Raw genomic sequence first — 16094 nt, 5'->3', positions numbered from 1 at the left:
AAAACCCAGCAGAGTCACACCTCTGCGCCAGACTTACTACATATAGGTAAAATGCACGATCGCGCCCACGGAGGGGCGCCATTGGCAGCGCCAATGCGAGCCGGTTAAATCCAAGTAAAGCCGCGCCTTTGCGCCGGATTTAGCCGGTGATGTACTAGAAAACACACGGACGTGTTTTCTAGTACAGTAGGTAAGAGGCCTTAATAATCATCCTGCTGCGAGAAATACTCCGCCGCCAAATTATCAAACCGAGTATATTTACCCACAAACGCGGCGCGTACGGTGCCCACCTCACCGTTACGTTGCTTGCCCACAATAAGCTCGGAGACGCCTTTCTCGGCACTGTCTTCGTTGTAATATTCGTCGCGGTAGATAAACAAAATTACGTCGGCGTCCTGCTCGATGGCGCCCGATTCACGCAAGTCGGAGTTCATGGGGCGCTTGTTGGGGCGCTGCTCGACACTCCGGTTAAGCTGCGATAACGCAATTACCGGACAATCAAATTCTTTAGCCAAGGCTTTTAGGGCCCGAGAGATTTCCGAGATCTCTTGGGTACGCCCCTCGCTGGCACCGGCCACCTGCATCAGCTGCAGGTAGTCGACCATAATCATGCCGGGGTTGCCGTGCTCGCGGGCAACACGGCGGGTGCGGGCACGCATCTCCTGCGGGGTTAAGCCGGGCGTGTCGTCGATAAACAGCAGCTTATCTTTCATTTTGCTCACAGCGGTCGAGAGCTTGGGCCAATCTTCTTCGGTGAGTTTACCGTTGCGCATATGCCCCTGATCGATGCGCCCGATAGATGACATCATCCGCATCACCAACGCAGCCGAGGGCATCTCCATACTGAACACCAGTACCGGTTTGGGCTGAGTAAAAATCGCCGCTTCGACAAAGTTTAGCGCCAGGGCGGTTTTCCCCATCGATGGCCGCGCCGCCAAGATCACCAACTCGCCGGGCTGCCAGCCCGAGGTTTTACCGTCCAAGTCGGTTAACCCGGTGGTAACCCCGGTTACGTCATCGCCGGAGCGAAACAGCTCGTCGATACGTTCAACCGACTCTTTGAGCAAGCCGTTGACCTCTCGCAGGCCACCCTCTTTGGGGCGGTCTTCGGCAATCTGAGCGACGCGCTTTTCGGCCATTTGCAGCAGGTCGTCGGAATCTAACCCGGCGGGGTTGTAGCTCGACTGGCTAATCTCTTGCGCGGCGACAATCAGCTGACGCAAAGTGGAGCGCTCACGCACAATGCGGGCGTAAGCGGTGATGTTAGCGGCACTTGGGGTGTTGGCGGCCAGCTCGACCAAATAGCCCAAACCACCGGCGCGCTCTAATTCGCCGTGACGTTCCAGCGCCTCGGACAAGGTCACCGCATCCAGCGGTTGCTCGTCTTCTTGCAGGGCCACCATCATCTTTAAAATCAGCCGGTGGTCTTCGCGGTAAAAATCGACCTCCGAGGCAATTTCTAACACCGCGTCCAAGCGGCTGTTGTCGAGCATCAAGCCACCCAGCACCGACTGTTCGGCCTCTACCGACGTGGGCAATATGGGCGCCCCCTGAGCTTGGGTGGGTTCGCGGTAGTGGGCGGTGGCGTCGCTGGGCATAGAGCAGAGATCCAAACGTATCCGTTGATAAAGGTTATTTTGTGGGCAAAAAAAACGGGCACCACAACAACCGATTAAGGTTGTCGATAGTGCCCGAATTTTATCGCTTTGTCAGCGTGTGTAAGCGCTTACCTAACGGTAACGATTACTCAGCAATAACCGCGAGTTTTACCGCCTGAAGGATTTCGGCGTGAACTTGTACGTCAATGTCGTACTCGCCCAACTCACGAATCGCACCTTCTGGCAAACGCACTTCGGCCTTAACAACCTCAACGCCAGCCGCGGTGATCGCTTCGGCGATGTCGCGAGTACCAATAGAACCGAACAGCTTGCCTTCATCGCCAGCGTTAGCTTCGATGGTGACAGACAGTTCAGCCAGTTTATCAGCGCGAACTTGTGCTTGTGCTTTTTTCTCTTCAGCAGCGGCTTCGAGCTCAGCGCGACGCGCTTCAAACTCAGCAACATTTGATGCAGTGGCAGGAATAGCCTTGCCTTGTGGAACCAGGAAGTTGCGACCGAAGCCAGCTTTAACACTGACTTTATCGCCAATGGCACCCAGTTTACCCACTTTCTCGAGCAGAATAACTTCCATCTCGTTTACCCTCTACGTTTAATTACCTGCGCGGTGGCTATGCCTTAGGCCTAAGCCGACCGCGAAAATTCAACCACGTGTCGCAAAATGCGACGATGACTAACAGTGCTGTTAACGGCTGCAGCACCACCATTGCGATATACAACATTATCAACCACTGCACGCCCATGCCTCGCGCTGCAATTACAGCGTGAATCAAAGCGATACCGGCAAACAGCAAAGGCTGGGCAAAAACCAACACCCACATGCCTGTGCCCTCGCCTTGCCAGTAGCAGTAAGCTACCGCCAAAGCGCATACCGTTGCCGGCAATGGCGCCAAGCGCAAAGCGCGAAACTCTGCGGCAAACCCACCGGGGTTATACAGCAGCGATTGCCACCAGCGGGCCAGTATCAGCCCCAATGCGCCACTTAAGGTGGTCATCGCGGCCATTAGCGCCAACACTAAGGTTGTGTCGGGCTCTGGCAAACCCAGCGGCTGATCAGACTGCGCCTGAAGCTGATTAAACAGCTCAGTACACAGCACCAGCATATTGGCAACCGCCTCTGGCATTAGCAGCGCCAGCAGTAATGCACCTAGCGTGTTGCAGGCCACAAGGGCCATTAACGCGTATTGCCACAGTGCCGAGCGGCGCAGTATGGCCGCGGCCACACAAACACTGACAACACCGGTTACCGCTAGCAGCGCACTTTGTTGCTGCATCACCAGCAAAACAATCGCTGGTAATATCGCCCAGAGTAGGATTAGCGCGCCATTGGCGGCTCCGCGTCTGAGCGTTACGAGTGCAACAGTGGCGGGTCCCAGCAATGGGATCCAGTGCCCTATCAGGGCAACTATTGCAGCCTGAGTGCGGCCGCGCATAATAAATTCAGCGAGCGCACGCACAAGTCAGTCTCTTACTCGTGGCTGTCCGTGTACGGCAGCAGAGCCAAATAACGCGCGCGCTTAACAGCAGTAGCAAGCTGACGCTGGTATTTCGCTTTTGTACCTGTGATACGGCTAGGTACGATTTTGCCAGTTTCAGTGATGTAGGCTTTCAAGGTTTCCAGATCTTTGTAATCGATCTGCTTGGTGCCTTCAGCGGTAAAACGACAGAACTTACGACGGCGGAAAAATCGAGCCATTGGTTACTCCCCCTCTTTTTCGGTAGTCTGAGCTTCGGCAGATTCGTTAGATTCGGCTGAATCTTTAGACTCGCTAGAAGACTTATCGTCAGACTCGTCACGACGCTCTGGACGCGGTGCGCGTGGCTTGCGCTCACGGCTCTCTTTGTCGGCCTTAGCAATCGGTGACTCTTCGGTAACCGCTTCATCAGCGCGGATAACCAGGTTACGCAGAACAGCGTCGTTGTAGCGGAAGTTAGTGCTCAACTCTTCGAGCGCTTCTTCGCTACACTCTACGTTCATCAAAACGTAGTGCGCTTTGTGGATTTTGTTGATGGAGTAAGCCATTTGACGGCGTCCCCAGTCTTCCAAGCGGTGAACTTGACCACCACCATTGGTAACCGTCGCGGTGTAACGCTCGATCATGCCCGGAACCTGTTCACTCTGGTCCGGGTGAACCATAAAGATAATTTCGTAATGACGCATTAATCGCTCCTTACGGGTTGTAGCCTCCCGACCTATCGCCGGTGAGACAAGGAGTGGCTCTCGGGTATTCTGCAAGCAGACCAAAAACCGTTAACTCAGGCCCCAAGCGCAAGACGCACGGACCCCAAGGGCGCGCTATTCTATGGAGTTTGGGGGATGAACGCAAGGTTAAATTTTGGGCAGATTAACTCTGAGGCCTGACGTCGGATGTCTGACGCACAATAAAAAAGGGCAACACTATGTGCTGTCCTTTTCAATGTCATACCGCACCCGACGTCAGACTTCCGACCTCAGACGCGCGTAGCGCATATTAACCATAAACCGGAAACTTAGCGCAAACATCTAATACTTTTTGCTTAACCTCGGCAATAACAGGCTCGGCATTGCCTTTTTCCAGACCGTCCAGCACGTCGCACATCCAATGGGCTAAGTCGGTGCTTTCGCTCTCGCCAAAACCGCGGGTGGTAATCGCCGGGGTACCGACACGCAGACCACTGGTGACAAACGGTGAGCGCGGATCGTTAGGCACGGCGTTTTTGTTGACGGTAATGTTCGCTTCGCCCAAAGCGGCGTCGGCGTCTTTACCCGAGTACTCTTTACCAATCAAGCTAACCAGCATCAGGTGGTTCTCGGTGCCGCCCGAGACAACATTTAAGCCGCGCTCGATAAACACTTTAGCCATCGCTTTAGCGTTTTTCACCACTTGCTGCTGATAGGTTTTGTAATCATCGCTCATGGCTTCTTTAAAGCTAATCGCTTTAGCGGCAATCACGTGCATCAACGGGCCACCTTGGCCACCGGGGAAAACAGCCGAGTTTAATTTCTTTTGAATCGCCTCGTCGTCGCCGGCCAAAATCAAGCCGCCGCGGGGACCGCGCAAGGTTTTGTGGGTAGTCGAGGTAACCACATGGGCGTGCGGCATGGGGCTGGGGTACACGCCAGCGGCTACCAAGCCCGCCACGTGGGCCATATCTACCAGTAAGTAAGCGCCTACTTTATCGGCGATTTCACGGAAGCGCGCCCAGTCGATAACCTGCGAGTACGCCGAGAAACCGGCGATTATCATTTCAGGTTTGTGCTCCAGCGCCAGGCTTTCGACCTGATCGTAGTCGATTAAGCCGGTATCCACATTCAGGCCGTATTGCACCGCGTTGTACATTTTGCCCGAAAAGCTAGGCTTGGCACCGTGGGTCAGGTGACCACCGGCGTCCAGGCTCATGCCCAACACCGTGGCACCGGGGGTGCAAAGCGCGGCGTAAACCGCCGAGTTGGCTTGCGAGCCCGAGTGTGGCTGAACATTGGCGTAAGCGGCGCCAAACAACTCGCAGGCGCGGTCGATGGCCAGCTGCTCGCTGCGATCGACGTATTCACAGCCGCCGTAGTAACGCTTACCTGGGTAACCTTCGGCGTATTTGTTGGTCAGTTTGGTGCCCTGCGCGGCCATGACCATGGGGCTGGTGTAGTTCTCTGAGGCAATCAGCTCGATGTGCTCTTCTTGACGACGGCTCTCGTTTTCGATGGATTGCCAAATCTCGGGGTCGTAACTTGCAATGGTCTGGTCTTTATCAAACATGGACACTTCCTACGCTAACGGCAGCGCACCTTAGACGACAAAGGCACAGGCATTGTCGAGCAGGCGGGACTACCAAGACTAAAAAATCGGGAAAAAAGAAGGCGCGATTGTACACCAATCGACCAGTGCTGTGCCACGTTAATTATTGCGCCGCATGCGCTTTAGTGGCCGGTAACCCGGCTGGCATCAGGCAGCGCTCCGCACTCATAGTCGGTAAGGTTCTGCAAGGTAACGCGGGCGATCTCGGCCAGTGCTTCGCGGGTAAAAAATGCCTGATGACCGGTGACCAACACATTGGGGAAAGTGGTTAGCCGGGCAAACACATCGTCCTGAATAATAGTGCCAGAGAGATCGTCAAAAAACAGGTCGCCCTCCTCCTCGTACACATCCAAACCCAAGTAGCCAATCTGGCCAGACTTTAACGCGGTGATGACCGCAGGCGTATCAATCAGCGCGCCGCGACTGGTGTTAACCAGCATTACACCAGGTTTCATTTGAGCGATGGTGTCGGCGTTAATTAAATGGTGAGTAGCGGGCAATAATGGGCAGTGTAAAGAGATTATATCGCTGTCAGCCCATAACTCGGCGGCGGACACATAGCGAGCAATACCGGCCATCTCGTCGTTAACCAGAGGGTCGCTGACAATCACCTGACAACCAAAACCACTCATGATGCGGGCAAAAGCGCGGCCAATTTTACCGCTGCCCACCACCCCCACGGTTTTGCCGTGCAAATCAAACCCGAGCAAACCATCCAGCGAATAATCTTGCTCGCGCACACGGTTAAACGCGCGGTGAATATGTCGGTTTAAATCCAACACCAAAGCAACGGCGTGCTCGGCCACCGCAAAAGGCGAGTACTCGGGCACGCGACATACGGTGAGGCCCAGCCGCTCGCAGGCGGGCAGATCAATGTTGTTAAAGCCGGCGCAGCGCATAGCAATAAGCTGGACGCCGTGCTCGGCCAACTGCCGCAATACCGGTTCATCCAAGGTGTCGTTAACAAAGCAACACACCGCCGCAAAGCCCGCCGCCAGGGGGGCGGTTTGCACATTGAGGTGAGCCTCGATAAAAGTTAATTCATGCGCGCTGGCCGCCTCCAAGTAGAGGCGGTCGTATGCCTTGGTGTTAAAAACGGCAACGCGCATCGGGCTGCCTATGGCTCAATTCTTTCAACAGGGGTTGGCTCAACCCGAAAAAAGCCGATGCTCATGGGGTAATTCTTTATTACGCCATCTTTGGCCCTTATTGCACCGATGACGATGAAGATAATCGACGCAATACCCAACGCAATCATTAAGAAGAAACCCACCACGAGCATCATCAAGATAAGACAAATAATAAAGTAAATAAAAGAGCTGATGATCCAGTTAAACACCACCTTGCCCTGCTGATCGATGTAGGGGTCGTCGCGTTTGATAATCCACAAGACCAGCGGTACAACCCAGCCAAACACTGGCGCAACAAAACCACACAACTGAGAAAAGTGCAGCAGCATACTAAAAGTGCGGTTATCCATATCGCCCATCGGGTCGGAGCTGGTGGTTGATTTGCTGCCCAGCGCTTTGGCTTTTGCCTCGTTGTACTCTTGCTCGCTAATCAGGCCTTTTTCTTTTAACTCATTGAGTTTTTCAATTTTTTCCAGATCCATCTCGCTCGCCCTATCGTTATGTTTAAAAGTCCCAGTATAGTGCGATTATTCGCGAGTACCAAACCACAGATCTTTATCGCCGGCCCGCCTCACGTCCTGGCCGGCGCTGCCCCTGAACGATACGCTCCAAGCGGTTATCAAAGCCCAGCGCCGGCTGAAAAAACACCGCGTGCCCGGCCACCAACATCTGCGCCAGCTGCTCGCGCAGCAGTGTCACAACGGGGCGCCCCAAGTGGTTATGAAAAACGTATTTGCCCGTCGACTGCAGTAACATCACCAACTCACACTTAACGCTCTCAACGTCGTTCAAACGCAGCTCGGCCCAACTGCCAATGGTTAACGCTTCTACCTCGGTTAGCGCGCTGCTTAATCGCTGTTCGGCCAACGCCTGCTCGGCGGCAGCGCGGTGGCGCTCAAACGCGGCCTGCTCGCGCTTAATACGCTGCGTCTCTTCTTGCAAAGCCTTCACACGCTCGGCCCTATCGGCCGCTTTACGCTTTTTGCGATCACGCTCGCGCGCCTCACGCAAACGCTCTGCCCGCGCTAGGCGTTGTTGCTCCAGCTGTTCTGCCACCCGGCGCTGACAGGCCAGCTCGGAATGAACATACTCGAGCCGCGCCGCAGCGGTATTCAACGCCGTACTGTAGGCCTGCACTGGCAGCATGCGGCGCGCCTCGCCCGACTCTAAGCAGTCGAGAATCCGGCCCACCGGCGCCGTCAAAACCCGGTGGCCCTCTCTATTGACAAACAATAACTCGTGACTGCCGGGCGGCTGCAACAAAAACTGGCAACGCAACACGCCCTCGTACTCGGTGCGATACGCCAACCAATCACCACACTCAAACCCGTGGGGCTCTAGGTCTTGCGCGCGGGGCTCTTGGGCATCGAGCGGCTTGGATGAGCGACGCCTATCGAACAACGGCGGAGCGATAATCATCTCTGGTCGGTCGCCCGCGCGCAGCCGATCGACACAGATGGTTACGTCCGTGACAAACTGATGGTAGTGCTCAAAAATACAGTTATGGGGTGGTTTGGCGGTACTTAGGCGGGCGACAAAAAGCGCCGAGTTTTGGTGAAAGCGCTGCCACTGCTCTTCGGTTTTGACCGGCCTTAAACAGCCAATTAAATCGCTTAGGTTTTCGGTCCAGGTGGACCAAAGTTCGCGCTCATCGTTAATCAAATAATACTGTAATGCAGGCTGAATAGAGCCAATCACAAATTCGTAGACGGGCTCGGGCAAACTGCAGCCGGCGAGGTGGTTATTGAGGTAAGTAACCACCTCACGGTGGGCGTTACTAACGCTCTGCTGCCCCAGCTCGGATTCACGAATGCGGCGCGCCAAGGTCGCCGCGCGGTCCAGCTCGCGGTCCGCTCGGCGGTTAAAATCGCGCATAGCCGCAAGCGACGCTTCTGACGAGCCGCTCTCCAACACGCCCAGCAAGTCGTCGGTACGCGCCAAAAAGCGCTCGCCTAAACGCCCCAAGGTTGGGTACCAGCCCTGCCAATGAAAACACAGCCGATCCAACTGCTCACACCACTCGGGCAAACACCAGCGCAAGGGGGCATCAGCGGCAATTAGTTGACCCAGCAATGCCAACTGCAAGCGCTGCACTCGATCTCCCAGCGCGCGATCAACATCGACGTTCTCAGACAGCGCGCGCAACAACCAGACCGCCACTAAGCACTGCGCGTCTGCCGCCGGAAACGAGTCTTTAAAAGAATCCCAGCTGACTTTATTCCACGCCAACAGAGGTATCAGCTGCTCAGAGGCCAAGCGTTCGTTTGCCTGTGTCCACTGACACAGGTTATCTAGGTGTTCCGGTAGGCGGCTTGGATTCCGCTGGCTGGTATCCTTCATTACTGTCCTCACTGACACAACGAACCGCTTCCACCACAAGGTTTACCGCTCAGATACCGCACCACGCTTAGCGGTTAAGGCGTATAGAGCAACTAAAAGACCAACTCACTATCCGTTATAAAAGGGAGTGTAACTGCGTAATATTAAGCTATTGCGGGGACGGCTCAGGCGGACCATTAGCACGGCCGCACGGCGCGGGTGCGGACCACTAAGAACACGCCATATTATGACGCACGCCCGCACGATTCGCCGACATAATAGCAACCGTTGAATTAGACGACAAGCTTATTAAAAAAGGAAGGCAACTGACCATTAAAAACCAAGACGCCCGCCTACCCAAGTTGGCGTAGGCGGGCTAATGAATTAGGTGATCATAGCCACCCAAGAGCACTAGTGTTGGTGATCGTGCTCCTCCGTCACGACGCCCAACCAAGTCCCACTTGCCGGAGCAAAACCCAGTGCCCAGGGTTCCTCTGCGTGGGCATCTTCCAGATCTACCGGAATCACTTGCTCACCGGCACTATTAAGCACGTAAGCCATGTGCCCGTCCGGTTGCACTATTAACGTAAGCGCGTCGGCTTGAGGGTTTTGCACTACTGAAACCCGCTCTTGCTCGGACCAATCGTGAGCGTCCAACACCACAAGCTCACCATCGGACTGCAATATAGCAAAAGCCTCGCCGCCCAACACAAACTCATAGCTCACCGCGCTGACACCGTCAGGCAAGCTCACGCCCAACGGCTGCAGCTGGGCAAGCGCCGGATCGACCAGATAAAACTGCCCCGAGGCAATGGCAACCGCTTGCTCTGTATGATGATGGGCGCGCAAGGTGCCCACCCGCATACCATCGGTAAAGTCATCGGCATTGGTGATTTTGCTCGCGCTAAAATCGGTTGATTCGTCAATCAGCAACACGCCGTCTTCACAGCCAAATAAAATGAAGTTTTCATTTTGCGCGCTGCCGTGCAAACCGGGGCAAAGCTCGGTAAAGGTTAACTCGTGCTCGTACATGCCATCGTGCAAGTGGTACAAGCCAACCGCAGCAGGCAGTGTGCTACTAGTAGCAGCAGCATCGCGCTCGGTTGCCAGTAAATGCTCGCCACGCAATTGCGCCGCACCGTGCATGTGGGTGGCAAACTGCAGGGTGTTTTCTAAGCCGTTATCAGCGATAGTAGCATCGCTAAAGGTGGCAACCCCAGCCACATCGCCGGTCTCGCCGTTGCCATCGAAAAACACCGCTGCGCCAGCGTCAGCCAAGGTAAAATGCGTTGGGCGCACACCGTCCAGCGCAAAATCCATAATGACCGGCTCCTCAGCATAAGGATGATCGTGATCGCCGTGATCCTCCGACCAAACGCCGCCATCGACAAAACTCACCCAGTTGTCATCGCGATGCACAAACGCCGCGTAGCGATAACCTTGCATTGGGTAGACATAACCAACAGGGGCCGGCAGGCTCAGCTCGGCCACTTGATCACCGTCATCGGCCGTCACCACATACACAACCTCAGAGCCGGCCTCGGTCAAAATCAAGCGCGCCGTACTGGCTTGTTCATCGTGGTCGTGCTCGTCGCCATGGTCGTGGTCTTCATGTTCAGGCTCAGCCACATCTTGGGCGTAAATATTCGTCTCGCTGTCGCCACAGGCGGTTAACGCCAATGCGAAAAAAGCGGCGAATAGCGGATTGCGTTTTGCTAGCTGTTGCATCGTTACATCCTTAAACGTGAAATTAAAAAGTGGTGCGAATCCCGGCCGATACCGAGCGCGCGGCACGCGGCGCGATATCTTTAATAAAGGAGCTGTGCACACGGGCGGTTTCGTTAAGCAAGTTATCGCCACGCAGGTAAACCCGCGCATCACCCAACAAAGAGAAACCATAACTCACCTCTGCATCCACCCAGGTGTAGCCCTCGGTTTTGGTTTCGAGTGTTGCGGTGTCGTCGGCATCAAAATAGTGGCTCGCGCTGGCGTTGATCTTCCAGGGGCCGGCGACATAGTCGGCCGCAAAGCCTGCCCGCAACGGAGGAATACGCGGTAGGTTGCCACCACTGCGCAAAGTCGCGTGGGTGTAATCGGTGGTTACGCGCAACGTAAGCGGGGCATAGACTTGCCAATGCAGCTCGGCCTCTGCGCCATACAACTCTGCGTCAGCCGGGGTAAATTGGTACACGGGCAAAAGTTCGTCGTCGTGCTCGTCATGGCCATCTTCTTCATGGGCATGCTCTTCGTGCTCGTGCTCGTGCTCGTGTTCAGATTCCGTTTCAAGCCCAGTTGCCCGCGCGTAGTAAAAATCGTCCACGCGGTTATAAAAAGCGCCGACAACAAAACCAACATCGCCCGAAAATTTGCGCAACGAGATATCAATATTGTTGGCCGTTTCCATGCCGAGCGCGCGATCAGAAAAGTTAACCACCCAGTCACCCGACTCGTTGGCGGCAAACTCAAAAATAGCACCTACCTCATAGGAGCCGGCCCCAAGGTGTGGCCCAAGCGACAGCGACTCGGTGGTTGAAGGCGCGCGCTGCGAGTGCGATAAAGACACCGCCAGATTGTAGCCTTCGGTAAAATCCCACACCGTACCCAGCGATAAACTGTAAGGCGTAAACGCCTGCTCGATATGATAAAAACCGCGATCTCCATCACCGTCTAGGCGCACATCGCTGGCGTCGACTTCGATACGCTCGACCCGTGCACCCAGCTGCACCAACCAATCGCCAAAGTGCTTTTCTTCCATCAGCGCCAGGGCCCACATATCCGTTACCGACGGCGGTGTGAATGCCTCTTCGCCGTCGGCGGCGGTATCTTCATGCTTTACGTGCAAGCTTAGCGCGCCGCGCCATTCGGCAAATGGCTGATGGAATAATTCGAGCCGCGCCTCGTGTAGTTCGTTAGTAAAAACGGTACCTATGGCATCGCCTTCTAGCTCGCGATGTTGGTAATCGGTGTAGCCGTAGCGCAGCCGCGCTTCGGCTAAAATGTCATGATCAAAACTGTACTCGCTGACAAACTGCAAGCGGTTTTGCTCAAGCTCAGCCTGCACGGCAACGCCGTCGTGACTATGCCCGGGGATGCCATAAGTGCGCTCAAGCCGGCCTACACTGACACCGGCAAAACCATTCTCCATTAAATAGCTACCGCCAATGGTGGCGCCTTGGCTATCGTAAGCCGAGTTTTCCAGCACACCGTAAGTGCCATCGCCGTCCGGCTGTGCCTCGGCATAACCGGGAATCTCTAAATCATCGGCCTCGCGCCAAAAACCATCGGCGTGCACAGCAAAATCACCTACGCCCGTATTAACGCTACCCTGCACCACGGGCTCGTTATTAGCGCCGTTGTATTCCAGCTGCCACTGACCAAACGTGTCAGCATCTTGGGGGATACGATCGTCCACCACATTCACCACGCCGCCCACCGCACCGCTGCCGTAAAACAAAGTGGCGGGGCCGCGTAAGATTTCAATTTGCCGTGCGGTCGTCGCCTCGCCCGTCACGGCATGGTCCGGTCCGCTGCGCGATACATCGCCCACGTCCAAACCATTTTGCGCCACCAACACACGCGGGCCAGAAAGTCCGCGAATAATAGGCGTGCCGGCTACCGGCCCGTAATAACTAGAGTGCACACCCACTTGCTTACCAAGGGTGTCGCCCAGCGTTGCCGCTTGCTGATCGCGCAGTGCATCCCCACTAAGTACCGATACCGGGGCGGCCGACTCCATTTGCGATACATGCCACGGCAGCGCCGTCACATCGACAATCTCCATCACGGTTTCATCCAGCACGATTCGCAGCGACTGCCCACCTTCGTGAACATGCACATTTTTGTGAATATAAAGTGGCGCTCGTACATGCAACTCAACGTCGTCGCTAGACAGCTCCTGCAAGATAAACTCGCCCGCTGCATTGGTCGTGGTACGAGTACGAGCCCCCACCACCTGCACAGTGGCATCCACGACCGGTAACCCAGCCGCATCCTGCACCACCCCCTGAATAGTGTCGGCACTCGCCCAACACGGCAGAACCACGCACCCCAGAGCCCACAAAGACCGTTTCAACACAAAAACCCCCAATAACGGATACCATATAAGACAAACAATTGTAGCGACTCGCCCAAACCGCCATTATGTTATAACATAACATCCATGAAAAGCAACAGTATAACATTACGGTGGACGGTGGACGGTGGACGGTGGACGGTGGACGGTGGACGGTGGACGGTGGACGGTGGACGGTGGACGGTGGACGGTGGACGGTGGACGGTGGACGGTGGACGGTGGACGGTGGACGGTGGACGGTGGACGGTGGACGGTGGACGGTGGACGGTGGACGGTGGACGGAAATATTATTACCGAGTCTAATCTATCGTAACCCGTAACCCGTAACCCGTAACCCGTAACCCGTAACCCGTAACCCGTAACCCGTAACCCGTAACCCGTAACCATCAGGATCGCCATGAACACCATCCCCACCAACATCATCACCGGCTTTTTAGGCGTAGGTAAAACCACCCTGATTCGCCACTTGCTAAGCCAAAAGCCCGAGCATGAACGCTGGGCGGTGCTGGTAAACGAGTTTGGCGAAATCGGCATCGATGGTGCGCTGTTAAGTGAGGGCGGAGCCACCGTTAAAGAAATACCCGGCGGTTGTATGTGTTGTGTGGCGGGCCTACCCATGCAGGTGGGGCTAACCCAGCTATTGCGGCAGCAGCAGTTTGACCGGCTAATCATCGAGCCCACCGGCCTCGGTCACCCGCTCGAAATACTGCAAACCCTTAACGATCACTTTCAAAACGTGATCGAGCTAAAAGTCTGTTTAACCCTTATCGACCCCCGCCACTTTGTCAGCCAAAGGCACTTAGACAACGACGTGTTCCGCCAGCAACTGGAGGTGGCCGATGTACTGGTTATCGGTAAAATGGACTTAGCGAGCGACGAGCAGCTAACCGCCATGCACAAACAACTAGACCAATGGTTACTGCAGCAACGGCCACAGGTACAGATCAAGCAGGGCCAACTGCAACCACAGTGGCTAGAGGGCGAGCACCAACAACACAGCCCACTGCCCGAGCCCAGTCACCACCACGGCGGCAACTACCCGGCTGCCACATTGCCCACGCCAACGGCCGGGCACCCTATTGTCAGCAAACAACACCAGGGGCAGGGATACTTCAGCGCCGGCTGGGTTATTCACCCCGCCCAGGTATTTGCGCTTGAGCCGTTATTCAACTGGGTAAACGGCTTAAGCTGCGATCGGCTAAAAGCAGTACTGATTACCGACCAAGGCATCATCGCCCTCAATCTCGCCGACGGCGTGGTTAAAATGTTGGAGCTGGATGAGTGCGAGGATAGTCGGCTGGAGATTATTCATCATCAACCGCTGGAGTGGGATGCGCTGGGCGAGGCGTTAAAAAATTGCCTGACAACACAGGCGTTATAGCCGTTATCAAATCAGTACTGTTTTTGTCACACGCTGTGCATGCTGCCAAGCTCACGGGCGAACACCCGTGAGCTTGGTAGGTAAACGGCGCAGCACATTGGTACTGCCGCCGTAAGCTGCACTTATTGCGCGATACGCGTATAGCGAACGTTGGTCATGATGACAGTGGATTCAGTAATCCCTAAGTCAGCAAAACAATCGGCAAACGAATCGGAATTGCCCGGCTCCCCACACTTGTCCATCGAGTAGGTATCTTGTGACTGAAGGTAGTTACCAAATTTAAAGTAAGACGCCGAATCGTCTTCTACCGGAATGCCAAAGCTATTGCCCATACCGTAAACAGTGACATAGCCGTAATCATTCACCATTTTAAAATCAAACGTGTCGCCACTTCGGATAGTGCCCAATGCGTACTTCTCTTCGCTGCCAGCGGTATTGCGCAAGCGTACGTAGACATCGAAAATACCGTTGCCTGCCACACTGTCGTCAAAGCCGGACTCGGAAGAGTCGGACACATACAACTTCATAATGGTTCCGGTATCGCTGGCGTGATGCTGGGCAACAATGGTTTTACCCGCATCAGACATCTCCACTTTTATGTCAGCCTCAAACTCTTCATAAGTGTCCGTCATGGCCACGCGCAAACTGCTTTTGATTTTGTACTCGTGGCGCCAGCCATTACCGTTTGGCGATGTGTACTGCGCCTCTAGCGGCAAAAACCTCAAGGTTGACGCATTAACCAGCGGATGCGGGTCATCCCCTTCCAGGTCAAAAATGCTGCCGTTGGTGATGTTGCTTGGGATGTCGGAGCCACTGCTGTTATCGCCATTATCACCTTCACCAGAGTCGCCAGCGCCGTAAACTTCAACCTCAACAATATTGGTCCAGCTACTGCCCGAGGTATTTTCAAACGTCTTAATGCGCACCTGTTTGGCATTCATATCAGTAACATCAAAAAGCTCAACACCACCCTCTGAACCACTGCTGACGCCGTCGTACACTTTCGTCCAAGCACCGCTGGTTCCGGGGCGTGCGTACACTTCAAAGGTGTAGGCGCGTGAATCGCCACGCCCCCAAGCAATACCTAATTCGGTTAGCTCAGCGACCTCTTCCAACTCAACCGTCAGGTTAACCGGCGTGCCATTGCCCGCCCAGCGCGAGCTCCATGCCGTATTGCCATCGATGGCTTTTGTGGCCGAGTAATTCGCGTGGCCGCTGCCATCGTCAAAAGCAGTATTTATAGGAAGCTTGTTACGGGCGGGGTCGTCACTTTCACCACCTTCACTGCTGCCACCATCATCGACACGGCGCAGCTCCCAATGCTGGTTAATATTGTCGCTATTAGAGTTCCAAAGATAAAGGTATTGCCGGTTGGCAGCATCACGATTGCCATCGAGTGAAAATCCTGAGGCGTTGCGTTTTTCAAAACGATAAATCTCGGTGCCAGCGTACACCTTTACCTTGGCAAAGTGTTGGTCGTAATTGTTAGCGTCACAGGTTTGCAATTGTACAGCCTGATTACGCTCTCCCCCGCTACCGGCATCCCAACACAAATTGGTGCCTTGCTTTTTATAGGCGTAGTAAGCGTTGCCACGGTCCAACTGCACCCATTGCTGGTTAACGTTGTCTAGGTTGGTTTCCCACAAGTACAGTTGCTGATCTATCTGAGCGCCACCGTTGCCATCAATCGCGTGGCCGGTGCCATGCTTTTCGATCACAAAGGTAGCCGCATTGGCTAACGAGCCAGAGACCGCTATTAAAGCGATCAACATATATTTATTCACTGTCATATCAAAACACCTA

At 54.8% G+C, this 16094-nt stretch carries 13 protein-coding genes; 1 reads left to right on the top strand and 12 read right to left on the bottom strand.

Features of this window, described 5'->3' with window-relative positions; translation table 11 throughout:
- Positions 1-200: 200 nt before the first annotated feature.
- The 11 genes from dnaB to ACGHAD_RS01875 all read right to left on the bottom strand — a co-directional run bounded on the left by dnaB (position 201) and on the right by ACGHAD_RS01875 (position 12913).
- On the bottom strand, positions 201-1598 hold the full coding sequence (gene dnaB, locus ACGHAD_RS01925) for a replicative DNA helicase (RefSeq protein WP_382416833.1): 1398 nt from the start codon (positions 1596-1598) through the stop codon (positions 201-203).
- A gap of 145 nt (positions 1599-1743) precedes the next feature.
- On the bottom strand, positions 1744-2190 hold the full coding sequence (rplI, locus tag ACGHAD_RS01920; RefSeq protein ID WP_339617121.1) for a 50S ribosomal protein L9: 447 nt from the start codon (positions 2188-2190) through the stop codon (positions 1744-1746).
- A gap of 37 nt (positions 2191-2227) precedes the next feature.
- Complete coding sequence (locus tag ACGHAD_RS01915) at positions 2228-3073, bottom strand: hypothetical protein (RefSeq protein WP_382416831.1); 846 nt, start codon at positions 3071-3073, stop codon at positions 2228-2230.
- An 11-nt stretch (positions 3074-3084) separates the two neighbouring features.
- Positions 3085-3312: a 30S ribosomal protein S18 gene (rpsR, locus tag ACGHAD_RS01910; RefSeq protein WP_041522229.1), complete on the bottom strand. Its 228-nt coding sequence runs from the start codon at positions 3310-3312 to the stop codon at positions 3085-3087.
- A 3-nt stretch (positions 3313-3315) separates the two neighbouring features.
- The gene (gene rpsF, locus ACGHAD_RS01905) at positions 3316-3777 is read right to left on the bottom strand and encodes a 30S ribosomal protein S6 (protein WP_339617119.1); all 462 of its coding nucleotides are present in this window, start codon (positions 3775-3777) and stop codon (positions 3316-3318) included.
- Between the two features lie 310 nt (positions 3778-4087).
- The gene (gene glyA, locus ACGHAD_RS01900; protein WP_339617118.1) at positions 4088-5350 is read right to left on the bottom strand and encodes a serine hydroxymethyltransferase; all 1263 of its coding nucleotides are present in this window, start codon (positions 5348-5350) and stop codon (positions 4088-4090) included.
- Positions 5351-5511: 161 nt separating this feature from the next.
- Positions 5512-6498, bottom strand: a complete 987-nt coding sequence (locus ACGHAD_RS01895) for a 2-hydroxyacid dehydrogenase (RefSeq protein WP_382416827.1) — start codon at positions 6496-6498, stop codon at positions 5512-5514.
- An 8-nt stretch (positions 6499-6506) separates the two neighbouring features.
- Complete coding sequence (locus ACGHAD_RS01890; RefSeq protein ID WP_339617116.1) at positions 6507-7001, bottom strand: DUF4870 domain-containing protein; 495 nt, start codon at positions 6999-7001, stop codon at positions 6507-6509.
- A 73-nt stretch (positions 7002-7074) separates the two neighbouring features.
- A complete protein-coding gene (locus ACGHAD_RS01885; protein ID WP_382416824.1) occupies positions 7075-8859 on the bottom strand; it encodes a DUF1631 family protein in 1785 nt (594 codons plus the stop codon).
- Positions 8860-9249: 390 nt separating this feature from the next.
- The gene (locus tag ACGHAD_RS01880; protein ID WP_382416822.1) at positions 9250-10566 is read right to left on the bottom strand and encodes a hypothetical protein; all 1317 of its coding nucleotides are present in this window, start codon (positions 10564-10566) and stop codon (positions 9250-9252) included.
- Between the two features lie 22 nt (positions 10567-10588).
- On the bottom strand, positions 10589-12913 hold the full coding sequence (locus ACGHAD_RS01875) for a TonB-dependent receptor (RefSeq protein WP_382416820.1): 2325 nt from the start codon (positions 12911-12913) through the stop codon (positions 10589-10591).
- 394 nt (positions 12914-13307) lie between these two features.
- Here ACGHAD_RS01875 and ACGHAD_RS01870 point away from each other — a divergent pair, with 394 nt between their 5' ends.
- The gene (locus ACGHAD_RS01870; protein ID WP_382416818.1) at positions 13308-14291 is read left to right on the top strand and encodes a CobW family GTP-binding protein; all 984 of its coding nucleotides are present in this window, start codon (positions 13308-13310) and stop codon (positions 14289-14291) included.
- Between the two features lie 122 nt (positions 14292-14413).
- On the opposite strand, the gene ACGHAD_RS01865 is transcribed toward ACGHAD_RS01870, so the two are convergent.
- Positions 14414-16081: a polysaccharide lyase family 7 protein gene (locus tag ACGHAD_RS01865; RefSeq protein ID WP_382416816.1), complete on the bottom strand. Its 1668-nt coding sequence runs from the start codon at positions 16079-16081 to the stop codon at positions 14414-14416.
- Between the last annotated feature and the right edge of the window lie 13 nt (positions 16082-16094).

The organism is Gilvimarinus japonicus (assembly GCF_042847215.1).
GTDB classification, from domain to species: domain Bacteria; phylum Pseudomonadota; class Gammaproteobacteria; order Pseudomonadales; family Cellvibrionaceae; genus Gilvimarinus; species Gilvimarinus japonicus.
Note: the sequence above shows the minus strand (reverse complement) of the source record. Positions and strands in the feature narration are given on the sequence as shown.